Source organism: Leptolyngbya sp. FACHB-711, from assembly GCF_014695615.1.
Classification (GTDB): Bacteria; Cyanobacteriota; Cyanobacteriia; order Elainellales; family Elainellaceae; genus Leptolyngbya_A.
In genome coordinates this window covers 1-17,238 of record NZ_JACJOR010000381.1, presented here as the reverse complement: position 1 = coordinate 17,238, position 17,238 = coordinate 1, and the positions used below count along the sequence as shown (strand labels likewise).

The window sequence follows — 17,238 nt, the reverse complement described above, 5'->3', positions numbered from 1 at the left end:
AAGCTCTGTCGCCTCATTCTAACCACTGACTTTGCCATTTCACCCGGACAGGAAGTTGAAGCGATCGATCGCCTGATTCAGGAGAAACTGATTCGCAACTGGGAAACCCAGGACGACCCGCCCCATTTTAAGGCGATCGCCGATCGCATTCTCTGGAATGAACAGCGAGTCGGTCGCCTGTTGGGTCTCTACCAGCAAATTCTACAGTCGCCCACTTCTCCCCAGGATGGATTTCCCGAAGGTATTCCTCTAGACGACAGCAGCGAACAAGTCGAACTGCGGCTTTCTGGTCTGGTTGTGAAACGGGACAGCCGGCTGCGAATTTACAACTGCCTCTACAGCCTGATTTTTGACCAGAACTGGGTCAATCGCCAACTTGCTAAGCTACGACCCTACTCTGAATCCTTTACAGCTTGGGTTGCTTCTGAGGAGAAGGACGAGTCCCGGTTGCTGCGCGGCAATGCCTTACAGGAAGCGTTGGCTTGGGCTGCTAGCAAGAGTTTGAGCGATGAGGATTATCATTATTTAACAGCAAGCCAGGAAATTGACAAACAGGAAGCCGAAAAAGCCCTAGAAGCTGAAAGGTTGGCGCGAAAACTGGATCGGCTAGAAGCCGAAGTTACCCTGGAAGCTGAAAAGCAGGCAAGAATCGCAGCCGAATTGGAGAAAGAGAAGAAAAGCCGTAGAGAAGCCCAGCTCCGGTATCGCATCACAATTGCTTTTGTGGCGCTTTTGACCTGCTCAACCCTAGCAGCCCTGGACCGTTGGCAAGCGGCAAGACGACTGAACATTAAAGAGCAATTGCTTGCCTCAAGTTATCGCACCGAATCGCTTGAAGCAAACGGCAAAGATCTAGACGCCCTTGTCGAAAGTGTGAGAGCTGGACAAAAACTGAAGAATTCCCTGGCAATTGTAGATCCTGGTACGCAGAACCGTGTTGCTGCTGGAATCCAGACCACCCTCCTCAACATTCATCAACGTAATCAGCTTCAGGGACATAAATACAGTGTCGATGCCGTGAGCTTCAGTCCTGACGGGACATTAATTGCGTCTGGCAGCGAAGATTGGACGGTTGGGCTCTGGAAGCGGGACGGTACGCTTTTATGGAGGAACGCAGGTCACGGTGATTTTGTGACAGACGTTGCGTTCAGCCCTGATAATCGCTTGATTGCATCAGCCAGCCGGGATGGAAAAATCAAGTTATGGAATTTAGACGGGAAGGAACCTCGGACACTGAACGGACACAAGGGGTTTGTCAATAGTGTTGAATTCAGTCCGGATGGAAGAACAATTCTCTCAGGCGGCAGTGACGGAATCATCAAATTATGGACCTTGAATGGCAAAGAAATTAAAATCTTCAAGGGACATACGGGATCTGTGAATAGTGTTCGCTGGAGTTCCGATGGTAAAACGCTCGCCTCTGCGGGTGAGGATAGAACTATCCGGTTGTGGAATATTAACGGTCGAGTTCTCAAAGTATTCAACGCTGCTTCAAAAGAACATATCAATGAAATTGCCAATATTAGCTTTAGTCCCGATGGTCAAACGATCGCTTCCGCAAGCCTAGATAACACTGTCAAGCTGTGGGATCGCAACGGCAAGGTGATTGCAACGTTAGCAGGACATACGGATTCGGTGAACAGTGTCCGCTTTAGCAATGACGGAAAAATGCTTGCCTCCAGTAGTAAAGATCAAACCGTCAAACTCTGGCGCAATGATGGAACGCTGCTCCAAACCTTTCAGGGTCACGTCGATGGCGTGAATGCCGTCAGTTTTAGCTCAGATGGTAAATTGCTTGCTTCGGCTGGCGTAGACAATCTGATTATCCTTTGGAATACTACAGGTGACGCTGCTTCTCCCTTTTCCGGCAGTAAGTTGGAGGTTAGCCCAAACGGTCGGATCATTGCTACGAGTTCGGAGCTTCAGTCTCCTGACCCAATGGAAATCTCTAAAATTCCAGTTGTCCAACTTTGGGATATTCAGGGCAATCTACTCAAAACACTGAAAGGACATACAGGAAAAATTACTAGCCTCAGTTTTAGTCCTGATAGTCGGATGATCGTGACGGGCAGCGAAGACAACACTGCTCATCTCTGGACGGTAGAGGGAACGCTACTCAAAACCCTAACAGGACACAGCGGTCCCGTTTCTAGCGTCAGTTTTGCCCCAGATGGTCAGCAAATTGTGACGGGCAGCGGCGATCGCACGATCCAACTCTGGAACTTGGACGGTACTTTGGTTAAAACGTTCGAAGAACTTGCCTTCGAAGTCAACAGCGTCCGCTTTAGCCCTGATGGACAAACCTTGGTATCCGCTGACAAAGACAATACAATCCGACTTTGGACTCGCGACGGTCGCTTGCTAAAGTCGATCGAAGGTCTACCGAACGGTCATACCGATTACGTCAATGAGTTGCGCTTCAGCTCAGACGGCAAGTTTTTTGCTTCTGCAAGCAGTGACACAACGGTCAAACTCTGGAAACCCGATGGCACATTTCTTAGGGAATTGAATGGAAACATCGATGCTGTGAATAGCGTCGCAATTCGTTCAGACAATCAGCTCATTGCCTCAGCAGGTGCCGACAAAACAGTGAGACTCTGGACTGAGAACGGTCAAGAGATTATTGCCCTTAAAGGGCATCGGAGTGCTGTAATGAGTGTGCAATTCAGCCCAGACGGTCAATCATTGTTTTCAACTGATGAGGAGGGAACGGTGATCCAATGGAACCTGAATTTAGATCATTTACTGCAACAGGGTTGTTCCTGGTTGCATGACTATCTAACAACGAATGCAAGAGTGAATCAAAGTCCTGATAAACCCTGCCAGTAAGTAGGTCAACCCCAATAAGGTAAAAAAAGGGGTGTCGGGCTTCGCCCCAAGCAGGGGCATTTGTCCCTTCATCCCTCTGGTAAGACTACTGAACACGGAAGTTATATGTGTTTGTTGCACCGCGATTCAGCCTAAATCTTGTCATCCCAACCCGCGCCTGTCCAGAATCGTTGCAGCTTGAGCGATCGCTATTTGCAATGTTAAATGCATTGCCACGCGTTATGCAAAAATTCGCGTCTCTCCCGCTCCAACGACCTCCGTTACTTCCTTCTGCATAAACATAGGTATCACCGGAGTAGCTTCCCAGTGAAAGGTTACTACAGTTCTGCCCTTGAATCTGATACCATCCCGCCGATCTCCAGCCTTCATTCCCAGCCCAGAATGAATAGGCGGCATAGACTGTGCTTGGCGTTTGATTACACAGTCTTAAAGTTGTTGAGCTAGCAGGAGCAGTCCCGGATCGTCCTAGTGCTGGGCTTGATGGGCGACAGGTAATGTCAAACCGATCGCATATATCTGCTTTAGCAGGCTGTTGCTCTCCAAAAATAAAAGCTGTCAATGTCAATACCGCTATGCTGCTTAAGCCAAAGGTGAGTGCTGCTTTTCGAGTAACCATTTCTTCCTCATGCAATTTAATTCAAGAACAACTGCTTGAAGGACTATGTTTGATAAGTAAGTCAACCTAAATAAAGGTAAAAAAAGGGGGTTTGGGGCTTCGCTCCAGGCAGAAGCATTGCCCCTTCACCCCCTTTAAGGCTATTGAGCAGATTGTTTAGGGGTTGAAGTTGTATGTGTTTGCTACACCGCGATTCAACCTAAATCTTGACATTCCAACTCGTGTTTGTCCTGAACCGTTGCAGCTTGAGCGATCGCTACTTGGAATTGTAAATGCACTGCCACGTTGTATACAAAAGTTTGCATCTCTGCCCGAATAAGTTCCATTAGCAGCTGTTGCATAAATATAGACATCACCTGAGTAGCTGCCTAATGAAAGATTTGCGCAGCCATTTCCCTGAATTGTGTACCACCCCTGCGATTTCCAGCCTTCATTGCCCGCCCAATGTGCATAGGCACTATAGATCGTACTAGAAGTCTTATTACAAAGTTTCAATGTTGTTGAACTGGCAGGAGCCGAACGAGAGGGTCCTGGTGATTGCGTTTCAGAACCTGATTCTTCACTGCCACATATTCCTAACCAGTCACAAATACCTGCTTTAGCTGGCTGTTGACTTCCAAAAAGAAAAGCTGATAATGCCAATACTGTTAAACTATTTAAGCTAAAGGTGAGTGCTGCCTTTCGAGTAATCATATTTACCTCTGAAATTAAATCAAAAAACAACTGTTTGAAAAACTGTGCCTTTTAGAGGTGGGCATACTTCCAAACTCTCTAAAAATGCCTGAAGTGTAGAATGCGGTTGAACGTGTTCTTAGGAATAGCAAAGCGAGCTGTCGCATACCCAGATTTTAGACTACGGCGTGTGTGGAGTTGCTACCTGCAATGCAAATGGCTACACGGCCAATCACCAGCTGAAATGCTTTCCATGTGAATCCGAGCCGGAAGTTGTTGATCCATCCAATCTACTAAACCAAACAGCTTTGCTTTCGTGATTCTGGAGATTTAGAGATTATAGAAACATAAGTTCATTCACCAACCCAATTCGATGCACTGTAGTAACGTAACGCAATAGCGATCGCAGGATTTAACAGCTATTTAAGACTGAGAATTAGCTTTGGTGTCTTTACCGGAAATCTTGGGACTCGACAGCATATAAAGCAGTTAAATATAGTTTATCCAGAAGGAGTGTTTTAGGATAATTAAGTTTTTTTGTAATCTTCACGTGCAGAACGACTTCTGAGGGTTTTAGACTTGCTAAGATTAGTTACTTGAATTGATTAGCTGTCTATTGTGAAGTTAGTTTTAATTTCCGGTAATTGTTTTCAGAACTGTGTATGAAAGCAGCGTCCTCTTCTACTTACAGCTATCAAGCCGGTGGCAGTCTGCCGATCGACGCGCTAACCTATGTGCAGCGACAGGCTGACGAGGATTTGTATCAGGGGCTAAAGGCAGGGGAGTTTTGTTACGTTCTTTCTTCCCGTCAGGTGGGAAAATCCAGCTTGCGCGTGCGAGTCATGCAGCGATTGCAGGAAGAAGGCATTGTCTGTGTGGCGATCGACATCACCAGCATTGGCACCAGTGATATCACTCAGGAGCAGTGGTATGCGGGCATGATCGACAGCATTGCCAGCAGTTTGGAGCTATACGATCGCTTCGACTTAGAGGAATGGTGGGCGAGCCTGAGTTTGCTGTCTCATGTGCAACGATTTATTCGCTTTATTGAAGATGTCCTGCTCAAACTAATTTCGCAGCCCACTGTCATTTTTATTGATGAAATTGATAGCGTTCTCAGCCTCCCGTTCAATATTGACGACTTCTTTGCGGTCATTCGCGACTGCTATAACAACCGTGCTGACCGTCCTGACTTTCGCCGTATCACGTTTACGTTACTGGGCGTTGCCAGCCCTACAACGCTGATTCAGGACAAACGACGCACCCCCTTTAATATCGGTCGAGGCATTGCGCTCACCAGTTTTACGTTTGAGGAAAGCCAGCCCTTGCTTCCTGGTCTTGCCGCAAAAAGCGATCATCCTGAGAAACTGCTGCACCATATCCTCAATTGGACGGGCGGACAGCCCTTTCTCACCCAAAAACTCTGTCAGCTCGTTTGCGCAACGGATGCGGTTATCCCACTTGGACAGGAAGCAGAATGGCTGGACCATCTGGTTCAAACCAAAATCATTGATCACTGGGCATCGCAGGACGAGCCTTCCCATCTGAGAACGATCCAGGATCGCGTCTTGCTTTATAGCGGCGACAAAATTGGGTATTTGTTGGATCTTTATCAGCAGGTGCTTCGCCCTGAGGGACTTCGGGTAGACGGTAGTAAAGAACAACTCGATTTGCGCTTGACTGGACTGGTTGCCCGTCGCGGTGAATTCCTCCAGGTGTATAATCCGATCTATTCCGCCGTTTTTAACCAAGACTGGCTCGATCGCGAGTTAGCAGCGTTATGTCCCTACAGTGGCTCCCTAAAAGCCTGGATCGACTCCGGCTATCGGGACGATTCACGGCTCCTGCGCGGAAAAGCGTTGCAGGATGCCCAGCTCTGGATCAGGGGTAAAAAGCTGGATGCCGAGAATTACCGTTTTCTGGCTGCCAGCGAGGAATTGAAACAGCGGGAAATACAGCAGGCGATCGAAGCTGAACAAACCCGTACTGCTCTGGAAGCCCAAAAACAGGCAAATCAAATCCTGGAAAATGCTGCTCGCAAGGCACAGCGTCGAATTCGAATTAGCAATATCATTCTCTGCTCCACGATCGCCTTCTCCGCACTCCTGGCACTGACCGCGTTTGGCTACTCTCGGCAGGCAAAGCAAAGCGACATTCGTTCCTCTGCTGCCTTATCGCAGGGCAAATTCGTCTCCAATCAGGGGCTAGATGCACTGGTGATGGCACTGAGAGCCGCACAGGGGCTAGCAGAACTCCCTGGCACGGATAGAACAATTCAAAACGATGTGCGCTTAGCCCTGCAACAGGCAGTCTATAACCTGCGGGAGTTCAACCGCCTGGAAGGACACCAGGCGCGGGTTATGGCAGTCAGCGTGAACAGAGATGGACTGATTGCCTCAGCCAGTGCTAACCGAACGATTCGACTCTGGCAGCCTGATGGCACTCCGGTTACGACCTTCGATTCGACTCAGCCAAGACACGAGGGAGAAATCGCCAGCCTCGTCTTCAGCCCGGATGGTCAAACGCTCATTTCTGCCGGTGCCGACCAGACGATCAAGCGGTGGAATCTCAAGGGTGAGCTGTTGGCAAGCTTGGTGGGCAGCCAGAAGCCAATTACGAGTCTCAGCATTAGCCCGGATGGTCGGCGGTTAGTTTCCGGCGAAAGCACCGGCAATGTGCTTGTCTGGAACCTCGATCGCCCGACTACTGCTCCTCTACGCTTCAAGCCTGATCAAGAAAGTGCTCTGGTTTCTGCCGTTCGTTTCAGCCCTGATGGACAAACAATCGCAACAGCTGGAGAAGATGCAAAGATTCGCCTGTGGAACCTGGAAGGAACGCTGCTGAGAACGATCGACAACAGTGTTCTAGCCACCGATCTTCAGTTTGATGCGCGTCATGCTGTTCTCATAGCAAGCGATCGCTTTGGGGTGCTCAAATTCTGGAATCTCAAGACGCCGGATAATAGGCCGACGTTCGAGCTGAAGGCGCATGACCAGCCAATTCAATCCCTAGTGTTTAGCCAGGATGACAATATCCTTGTTTCGGCATCAGATGACTCTCGTATCCGGCTATGGCAGATTCATGCGAAACCGAAGGGCATTGATGTGGTACTGCTAAACACGCTGCAAGGACACACGAATGTCATCGCAGACCTTGCGATCGACCTCAATCGTCAAACGCTCGTATCAGGGAGTTGGGACAGAACGGTTAGACTATGGGATTTGCAGGGTGATCCGGTAGACGCACTGGCAGGACAGTCGCAGTTGTGGACAAGTCAATATAGTCCTGACGGTCAAAGTATTGCAGCAGCCGGAGGCGGATACCCTGCCAGTTCAATTTTCCTGTGGCAAGGGGGTGATCGTAAGCTCAAAGAGCTGAAGGGGCACAGCAATACCATCTTCTCGCTCAGCTTCAGTCCAGACGGTCAACAGCTGGCTTCGGCAAGCGCCGACAGTACTGTGAGGCTGTGGAATCTGAGCAATGGTAGCAATCGGGTTCTGTTACCCTGTGCGGTCGCGAACTGTCCGGGCTTCACTCAACGTGATTATCTAACAGTTCGTTTCAGTCCGGACGGCAAACTGATTGCCGCAGGCGATATCGAAGGACAGCTACGACTGTGGAATGCCGATGGCTCATTGCGCTCTGGAATCCCGGCACATCCAAAGGGGCGCATCTGGGGCATTGCGTTCAGTCCGGATAGCCAAACTGTGGCAACCGCCAGCACCGACGGGTCCGTGAACCTGTGGTCGATCGAAGGCAACCTGCTGATGACGCTGCCCAGCCAGAGTGTCGAAGTCTTGAGCGTTACGTTCAGCCCCAATGGACAAACGATCGCCACGGGCAGCGAAGACGGCAAAGTTCGGCTGTGGGATCGAAAAGGTCAACGCTTTGCTGTATTCTCTGGACACCAGCAGGCAGTATGGCGGGTTCAGTTCAGCCCGAACGGTCAACTGCTTGCTTCTGCCAGCGAAGACAGAACCGTGAAGTTCTGGAAGGTCGATCAAGCGACGATCGCTCGGCTGAAACAATCCGGCTCAAACGGGCAATCAGCAATCGAACAAGATATCAGTATCCGCACGCTAATTGGACACACGGATCAGGTGAAGGGCATTAGCTTTGCGCCCGATGGGAAAACGATCGTCTCTGCCAGTTTTGATCAAACGGTGAAAGTTTGGGACGTCGAAGGATTGAACTTGAATGAACTGGTGAAACAGGGCTGTGAACAAATTCAGGACTATCGCAAAACGAACCCCGAACAGCGTCGGGAGCAACCCTTTTGCAAATAGCTTTTAGAATTGGAGCAGCGATTACCCTTTCGGGGAACTGCGAAGCAACCAGTTTCTCGTGCCAATCTGTTGTCTAGCCGTCATCCCCTATCCTCAAAAGGTCGAAAGTTCTGTGTCAGAAAAAATCAAAATCCTGTTGCTGGCTGCCAATCCCAAGGATAGCCGTCATCTGCGTCTTGATGAAGAAATTCGGGAAATCGAAGACAAGCTGAGAAAAGCAAACTATCGCGATCGCTTCGAGCTAATTTCAAAGCAGGCAGTTCGCGTGGACGATGTGCGGGATGAGCTGCTGCACTACGCGCCCCAAATCGTTCATTTCTCAGGACATGGCGTTGGTCAACCGGGACTTGTGCTAGAGGACGATCGGGGGAATCAGGCACTCGTGGACACTGAGGCGCTGGCTCGACTGTTCAAATCCTTTTCCAATACGGTGGAATGTGTGCTGCTCAACGCCTGCTATTCCGAAGTTCAGGCTGCGGCAATTCATCGGCACATCCACTACGTTATTGGGATGAATCAGGCGATCGGCGATCGAGCTGCAATTGAATTTGCCAAAGGCTTTTATGCGACTCTAGGGGCAGGGCGATCGATCAGAGATGCCTTTGAGATTGGCTGTGCCTCGCTTGATCTCAAAAACATCCCGGAGTCTAACAAACCGCAGATTAAACCCGAAATCGAAGACGAGAACGTCAGCCGCAAACTGATCCTAGTGCCTCAACCTGAAACCCAAACTCAAACTGAGCCAATTGCTCTTCTGCAATCTGAGAGCCAATCCGCTCAACCCGCTCCAAAAAAAGATTCCTCTCCTGAAAAGCCGGAAAGCAATCGCCCCTCAACTATTAACGCCCAAAATTCTCAGGGCTTTATCAATAACGCCTCGGCTCCTGTTACCCAGCACTTCGGCAACCAAACGACAATTAATACTGGCGGCGGTGACTATGCTGGACGAGATCTTTACAAGGGCGACCGCTCCACTCGTCTGGATACGGTTTCTCTCCAAACCATTGCTGACCAACTCGCACAGCTTGCGGAACAGGCCGAGAATCGGGGCGATGATGATCTCGCAGATGATTTGCGCTCGATCGGGTCAACGCTAGGGGCAGCTATGAAGGCAGAACAGGAAGGAAAGCAGGAGCGGCGTGGGGCGAAGTTGGGGGAGGTGAGGCGATCGATCGAGGGATTGACGAAGAAGTATCCGGAATTGCAGGATGTCATGGGAATGCTTCAGCAGATGTGAGTGCGGGTGATCATCAAAAGATACTCTGAGGTTACAACACAACATTCACACGTCTCAAATCTTCTCAGAGACGATTGCGGAAATATTGCCGATACAGCTCACAGAGCGGAACGGCAGTTGTATTGCTTATCAGCTCAATCAGTCCCATATTTTTAAGCCGGGTTGCCGCTGTCCGATCGATTTCAACCGGCTGATTGACAGAAACAATGCGCCGCATTGCTGATCGCAGAGCTGAGTCTTGTGTGACGTTCATCAAACGAACCCGCAGAAAGTCACCGTATATTCCTTCGTCCGTAGCAGCCGTTCGCAGCAGTTCTTCTAGGGATAGCTGTTGACGGACAATGGTATAAAGCGCTTTCTGAACCAGGAAAGGATGCCCACCGACATAGCTTCTTAGTCGCTCAATCTGTTTTGTGTCCCAATCCAGTTGATGTCGCTGGACTAATTCCTTTACCTGACTAAAGGTGAAGAAAGGCAGTTCGATCGGCAAGCCAACATTGAAGGGGGAACGATTGATATCCAGGGGATAGGCTTCGTGAACATGGGAAATAATGAGGCGAAATCTTTGCCAGATCTTTTCAGACTTACTTCTTTCATGCCACGATCGCAATAAGCTAAACAACTCCTGGGCAATACTGGAGTCACTAAAGATCACATCAAAGTGATCGATTCCCAGAACAATTGGATTATTTGATTCAGTCAGCAGGTATCGCTGAAAGTAATTTGAACAGTTATTCTTCGCTCCTGATATGCCTCGCCATAGCTCGTCGAGACGATCGGGTATATCGAGCGCATTAGCAATGCTGGCGCAGAACCACTGTAAGAATCGATCGAGATTCGCTAAATCTGCTGAGTCAGCAAGCTGAAAGTTTAGATAAACAGTCCGGCACTGATACTGTTTTGCATGATCAAGAATTCTGAGTAACAGCGAGGTTTTACCCATATAACCGGGAGCCTTGATCCGGATTAATGCACCTGGCTTTAGGATTTCTTCGTAACAGCGAGATTCGATCGAGGAGCGTGTGATATAAAACGGTGAGTCTACAGGAACAGCATTCCCAGAAAATTCGAGTTGGAGTGATGGTGCTGGGGAAGCGATTGCCGATTCTCCTGATACACTGGGATCAGCGGACTGATTGCCTTTGCGCCTCAAAATTGGCATGGGCGTATCTAAAAACCCTTCCATTTGAATGCTGTTGCAGCCAAACTTATAAGCACGCTCAAAATCCTCGCCTGCTCCTAATGCGCTATAGAAGCTAATGGTGAAGGCTCTGGCTGCTCCGTCCTCAATCGCATTGGAAATACCAATGACATAGGGAATGTGTTGAGCGATCGCATTCGCCTGTACTTCAGAGTAGCAAGCATTGAGCAAAACGCACTCAACTGAATCAACAAATAGTTCAAATAGGGCAGAAATTGCCTCTGAACTTACCAGTGCCATCTGCCCCATCGCATCCTCAAGCGCCAAGCCTATATCGTCACCACCATGACCTGAGAAATGCACAATCTGCGGTCGCACTTCCAGCATTACCCTTTGCAAGTCTCGCGGTTGTACTGCCCAGAGTTGCTCCAGCTTAAACTGACTCCTATAGCGCGAGCGCTGCAATTGGTCATCAATCTCCCGGACTTCACGATCGAGCAGCAGTCGGGTCGAGTTTTGGGGATTGGCAGCAAGGATGAGAACTACTTTCTTTTTTGTTCGTGAGGTCTGTCGTGCCTGCTCAACTTCTCGCCGATCGATTTCCTGGCTTGCCATTAAAAACCGATAGTCCACGTCACTTAAATTCTTATTGTTTGCCCACGCTAACGCTCCTTGAAGTATCTCTCCTCTAAGCAACTGTGATTCATCTTGATAGTCTGATTGCACCCATGCTGTAAAAGCCTCCGCGTAAGGACGAAGTTTGGCAAACTGGCGATCGACCCAGTTCTGGTCAAAAATTAAGCTGTAGAGGCGGTTGTAGATTCGCAGTCGGCGGTCTCGTTTCACAACCAGACCAGAGAGACGCAGTTCGACTTGTTCGCTGCTGTCGTCCAAGAGAACGCCTTCGGGAAGTCCGTCCTGAGCAAAAGGCGATTGCAGGATACGTTGATATAGACCTAGCAGTCGCCCGACTCGCTGTTCATTCCGAAGAATGCGATTGGCGATCGGTTTAAAGTGAGGTGGGTCGTCCTGAGTTTCCCAGTGGCGAATTACTTTCTCCTGAACGAGGCGATCGACCCATGCAGCTTCCTGCCCTGCTGGAATGGCATCGGCGGTGAGAATGAGGCGACAGAGTTTTTGAGTGAGAAAAGGCTGTCCACCCGTCCAGTGAAAGACAGCTTGCAAAACTGCTTCGGGTTGACTGGTTTTGCTGGCAAGTCCACTCAACAAGTGTTGACTACGAGCAAGTTCTAACCCACCTAGCTCAATGCCCTGCCCCACGTTGAACGGAGACTGCTGGCGATCCCGGATCAAATCAGTGGGAGTTGCAACACCGACCAGCGCAAAGGTGAGACGAAAGTACTTCGGATTGATGGCGCGCTTGTCGAAACAATTGCGGAGCACTGCAAAGAAGCTATCGGTTTCAAAGGCGAGGCTGAAAACGCTGTCAATTTCTTCCCAGAAGATGACGATGTTTCCGGCGATCGACTTCAGCAGAATTTCTTCAAAAAATAAGCTAAACCGCTGCACATGAGAAAGCCGATGATGATGCTCCCACCAGGTTTCTAAATCAAATCGATCGTATAGCTCGAAGCTGTTACTGACTTGGTTGAGAATGCCGAAATACCACTGCTCAGCGGTCGTTTCTCTGTCACCGATTTCAGTAAGATCGATCACGGCACAGGAGAATCCAGCCTCTTGCAGTCTTTGGATTGTACGGACGCGCAGACTGGATTTTCCCATGTGGTGAGTGTTGAAAATGTAGCAGAGATGTCCTGCTTGAAGTCCGGCAAAAAGGTCTTCGTCAGCTTGGCGCGACACATAAGAGGCAGCGTCTACAGGCAAAGTGCCCCCGACGTAGTAAGCAAAATCAGCTTGAGGACTTGCAACCTGTCCTGCTTCACTCCCCTCGACCGCCCCTTCCAGCTCTGCCGCAAACTGGGCATAATCCCCGCCCAATCGCTTCAATACTTGCGCCGTCACCCTGGCAAACGGACGCATCTGCCCTGCCATCTCATCCGATCGCACCTGCTGCGGACTTCTCAACACTGCCGCAAACGCTTCTAGCGATAGACCTAGCCGACTTGCCACAAACCTCGACACCGCATCCAACACATCCACCGAATCCGGGATGGGAATTGACTCCAGCAGTACCTCCCGCACGCTGTCAAAAAAGTCATACTGCACCTGGTCAGGATTGACCTCTGGCGTAATTGTCGTTAAGGGCTTCAGCAGACCGCCCAAAAACACCTCTGCCACATGCACCTGCCGCGATTCCTGTAGCAGCCGATCCTGCACAATCCGGACGATCGGCAAACTAATCACCGGAGCCGCAGCCAGCAGCCCTGCCAACCGTCGCGCCATCGGAGAAGCCATCAGCCGAAATCGCTGGACTCGCTGTTGCCCAGTCAGATCGGCGATTGCAAGCTCATCCTCTTCCCCTTCTGCAAACGTTGGCTCAAACACCACCCCTGGCGTCCAAACCCCGCCCTTCCCTGCAACCACCTGTGTCCAGCTTGCAAATAGCTCCGGCTCCAGCGTGATTACCGGGACTTTAATGCCTATTTCCAGATCGGATTCATCCCAGGCTTCACTGGCACGAACAATCAACTGCTGATTCGGTACACCCGGAACCAAAGACTGAAGCTGCACTGCCGTTGCCAATCCCAGAGCCGTCCGTCGCCACAGCCATTCAGGAAGCATTTGCACGATCGCCATTGCCCCACATTGCGACCAGGCTCTCAGCGCAGGCATTACCTGTCCCGACTGCCACATTGGAGACACGCAATCACTCACCACCAGCACCAGACACCGTCCGTTCGGATCGATCAACTCACTCGGACTGCGGCTTCGCTGACGACGAGCAGATATCCCAAACCCCGGACGAATTTGGACAGAATGGTCTACGTCCACCAAACTCCAGACCCGTACCGTGCGAAATACGCCATAGTTTTCCAGCAACCGCTGAAGCTCCGTGACCGTGCGCCGCCAAATCAGCATCGAGTCGCTTTCGTCTACCACCAGTGCCAAGTCCAGCCAGGGTTCCAGCGAAGGTTGCAGTACCGGAATCCAGAGCTGTTCCTCCACAATGCGTTGAATTGTTGCTGCCTCATCCAAGACCGTACTGTGACCAGAGGCAATGCGGCGCAGCAAAGGACGGAGCGATCGTGCCAGGGCTAAGGGTTCTCGCAGCGATCGGACATCGGGAATCCGGAACGCTAATTCCTGCGCTCCGGTAGAAGTGCCACTGCGCAATCCCTGAGGCACGATTTCTGCCTGCGGTTCTTGAGGCTTTGGTTCAGTTGGGCGTTTAGGCGGAATAGCAGGCTTTTCTTTGGGTAAGGACGGGGGTTGCGATGGTTGGACTTGCTGTTCTAGGATACTAACGGGATTTAGGAGGGGAGCCGATCGCTGCATCTGCGTTGCCAGCCAAATCACATCGACAATTTCGTCTGCCGAGAGATCCAGTTCCAGTCCCAGTGCCGCAATCAGGGCGTTAATCATCGGTCCTCAGTGCTGCTCAGATACTTCAGCAACAGATCCATCAGCTTACTCTGGTCAGTCTCTGTTGGACTCAACTTTCGCGTCACCAGATACACCGCGTTAAGCAACTGATCCGGTGCCAAATCGCCTTCCTGCCGCTTTGACACAAACTGCGCGATCAGCGGTTCCGCCTTTTCCAAAACTGACTCTCCTAAGTGCGCCCGAACGATTTCCGTGAGTGCAGATTTATCCGGATCTTGAATTGTTAACCGCAAACAGCGTCTCAAGAACGCAGGCGGAAAATCCCGTTCACCGTTGCTGGTCAGAATAATCAGCGGGAAGGCATAGCAGCGTACCAGCCCTGCCGTCACCTGTGCCTCTGCCCCATCATAGGTGCGAACCTTCACCGTTTCAACTTGCTGTGCCAGCCGTGCCAGTTCCGGGATTTCATATTCCCCTTCCTCAAATAGATTCAGCAAATCGTTCGGCAAATTGATATCGCTTTTATCCACCTCATCAATCAGCAACACGCGCGGACGACGCGAAGGCAGCAGTGCAGTGCCCACCGGACCGAGCTGAATGTACCGCCCAATATCTTGATTGGCTTCTCCCTGGGGGACTTCCTGGCGGCTCAGCTTCATCTGTGCCTCCTGTAATCGGGCGATCGCATCATAGCGATACAGTCCTTCCTGAAGCGTCGATCGTGCTGTAATGGACCACAGCAGTACCGGACCCAACTTCAACTCATGGGCGACCGCATACGCCAGCGACGTTTTTCCGGTTCCCGGTTTACCCGTAATCAGCAATGGTCGTCTCAGATAAAGGGCGGCGTTCACCACATTGACCAAATCGGACTGGTCAGCAGAAATGCGAAAAGACTGTCCCCGTAGGATCGTTCGGGTTGCATCATAATTCTGGGCAGCAATAAACGCGGACTCTGGGATCTCAGCCTTATGACCAAACTGTCGCCAGCTTGGGGGGTCGGGCAACTGGTCAATTCCATCGTGGGGTTGCCCCGTGCCCTGAAATATTCGCCAATCGTTCACAGAATCCATGCGCTATCCCTATTCAAATTACAGGTTCTCAAATTACAAGTTCTACTGTCCTGGCTGCTGCAATTCGGTGAGCGGCGGTAATCGATCGAGGTCTTCCCATAAAATAGTGAGATGATGTCCCAGATGATGTTCGCAGTCGCTTGGAGCTTCCCAGCGTTTTTGCCGGATGCGCTCGAGCAGTTCCATCAATGAACCACTGGTCAGCAACGTATCGATTTCGGCTGCCAGATCGGGGAGACTGCATCGAGACCAGATTGCGATCGGGACGGCTGCTTTCAAAAGTGATGTGAAGAATTCTTTGTGTTTTGCATTGGGTGAGCAGGTCAGCTTCAACCCCAATTTCGTTTGCAAGCTAGTTGTGAGTATCTTCTCGTTAAAGGCTTCCAGGCGATCGAGGTGCTCAAACATCTCACAGCTTGGAATTGCGGCAAGGCTTTGTTTTACCCGATCCCACTGAGTCCGCCACTGCTTGCGATACAGCCGTAAATACTTGCGCTGGGTGCGTTCATGCGATCGGACTAAAACGGAATACTTGGTGCCAATGGGGAGTGGCGTATCATCCACCGGGTCAAGAATTTCCCAGAACTCGACCCCCGTGGTTAAATAATCGCGCGGCAGAAACACCTCGATCGTTAGGTTATAGTAATCTGCTCGGTCAAATAAATAGTCCTCACTCTGAATTAAAAATTCCCCAATCACTTCCGAAACTTGATCCAGCGAGCAGGATTTTCCTTTCTGGTCTTCTGCCAGATCAAGCTGTACAAAGCGAGTGAGCGGATCTTGAACGGTGTCATCTGGAACCAACCAAGCATTCGCAAAAAAGCGATCGGTTCCGGGATCAGGTTCAAGCACGACCAACAGATAGGACTGAAGCTCCTGGGTCGTTTGTACGGGGGCAGGCGGATTAGGCTGCGGCATCAGCTTTTCTAACTGCTCACGGCTGGACTGAGGCAAATTTTGATCCTGCACTAGCCGTCCGACAAACTCCGACAGTTTGCCAAATTCTTGAAGCTGAGTCACGATCTCTTCAGAACTATCCGTTCTGGGACGCGATACTTGAGAATCGGGCGGCAGAGAGCTGCGGTAGGCTTTGCCTATACTTTCGACACTATCCGATCGCCCTAAAATTTGCAGAAGTTCCTGAATAACCCGCTGCGAGGAGCCGCTCTCCCCATTGGGCACAATGATATTGATGATTGTGGATTTGTGAATATCGCGCCCTGCCGCATCGCCTCCCTGGGTGTCAACATCCTGCCGATCGCCAAACTGCTGATCGACCATTTCGGCACGATTAACCAATCCTTGAGACGATCGGGCGTCCAGTTTTGCTTCATCCATAGTACCCCTATCCTAACCCGCCCCCCGATCGGCTCGTCCAGTCCTCCATGAATCTTAGTTTGCTCAACAGTCTTTTATCCTTTCTTTGTCAAACCATTCCATGCAGCAGGAAAAATTGGGTTCTCACCACTTCAAACAAATTATGAATTGGCGTAAGTGGCTCGTCGTTTTGGTAGTGCATTAAATTAATGTGGGATAGGTGGCAATGTCGTACCAATTCCACGACCGAGTTGTTAATCCCGCTCGTTGAGCAGCAGTGGATTTGAAGCGACTGTGTTGCCAAATCCAGTTGAAGTAACCGACGACTAACCGTGTCGTCACTTTCGTTTGTTTCCACACCTTGCCAAACTTATTCTGTCGTCGATGCCATCGTCCGGTTTGTTGCCGCAGAATTCCATTGGTGCGCTCTAATCGCTGCGTTCTATCTTTGCCAATATGATGTTGGATCTCATCGGGTAAAACCCGTTCGTATCCGCTTGGGTTTCGACGGCTTGCACCACTTGGTTGTGGATCAGTTGTGCTTTTTGACTCGCAGCTCTGATAATGCTCACAACGGTGTTGTAAGCCAGTCCAGTTGTTCG

The 17,238-nt window shown here is 50.4% G+C and carries 8 protein-coding genes and 1 pseudogene; 3 read left to right on the top strand and 6 right to left on the bottom strand.

Features of this window, described 5'->3' with window-relative positions:
- Positions 1–2,829 (top strand): WD40 domain-containing protein (locus H6F80_RS16005; protein ID WP_190792521.1); only part of this gene is annotated, 2,829 nt, incomplete at its 5' end.
- Positions 2,830–2,914: 85 nt separating this feature from the next.
- Here the strand turns inward: H6F80_RS16005 and H6F80_RS16000 are convergent.
- Together H6F80_RS16000 and H6F80_RS15995 are read right to left on the bottom strand one after the other, a co-directional pair.
- Positions 2,915–3,445, bottom strand: a complete 531-nt coding sequence (locus tag H6F80_RS16000) for a DUF1036 domain-containing protein (protein ID WP_190792520.1) — start codon at positions 3,443–3,445, stop codon at positions 2,915–2,917.
- Between the two features lie 156 nt (positions 3,446–3,601).
- Positions 3,602–4,138: a DUF1036 domain-containing protein gene (locus H6F80_RS15995; RefSeq protein WP_190792519.1), complete on the bottom strand. Its 537-nt coding sequence runs from the start codon at positions 4,136–4,138 to the stop codon at positions 3,602–3,604.
- A gap of 641 nt (positions 4,139–4,779) precedes the next feature.
- Here H6F80_RS15995 and H6F80_RS15990 point away from each other — a divergent pair.
- Both H6F80_RS15990 and H6F80_RS15985 read left to right on the top strand, forming a co-directional pair.
- Positions 4,780–8,403, top strand: a complete 3,624-nt coding sequence (locus tag H6F80_RS15990; protein ID WP_190792518.1) for a WD40 domain-containing protein — start codon at positions 4,780–4,782, stop codon at positions 8,401–8,403.
- Positions 8,404–8,515: 112 nt separating this feature from the next.
- Complete coding sequence (locus tag H6F80_RS15985) at positions 8,516–9,640, top strand: CHAT domain-containing protein (protein ID WP_199296617.1); 1,125 nt, start codon at positions 8,516–8,518, stop codon at positions 9,638–9,640.
- Positions 9,641–9,704: 64 nt separating this feature from the next.
- On the opposite strand, the gene H6F80_RS15980 is transcribed toward H6F80_RS15985, so the two are convergent.
- From H6F80_RS15980 to H6F80_RS15965, 4 genes and pseudogenes are all read right to left on the bottom strand, one after another.
- Complete coding sequence (locus tag H6F80_RS15980; protein WP_190792517.1) at positions 9,705–14,285, bottom strand: AAA-like domain-containing protein; 4,581 nt, start codon at positions 14,283–14,285, stop codon at positions 9,705–9,707.
- Positions 14,282–15,319 carry an AAA family ATPase gene (locus H6F80_RS15975; RefSeq protein ID WP_199296616.1) on the bottom strand — a complete coding sequence of 346 codons (1,038 nt, stop codon included), beginning with the start codon at positions 15,317–15,319 and terminating at the stop codon, positions 14,282–14,284. The genes H6F80_RS15980 and H6F80_RS15975 overlap by 4 nt, the downstream gene beginning before the upstream one ends.
- 42 nt (positions 15,320–15,361) lie before the next feature.
- A complete protein-coding gene (locus H6F80_RS15970; RefSeq protein WP_190792516.1) occupies positions 15,362–16,657 on the bottom strand; it encodes a VMAP-C domain-containing protein in 1,296 nt (431 codons plus the stop codon).
- A gap of 180 nt (positions 16,658–16,837) precedes the next feature.
- Positions 16,838–17,238 (bottom strand): annotated as a pseudogene (locus H6F80_RS15965) (hypothetical protein); the annotation flags it as partial.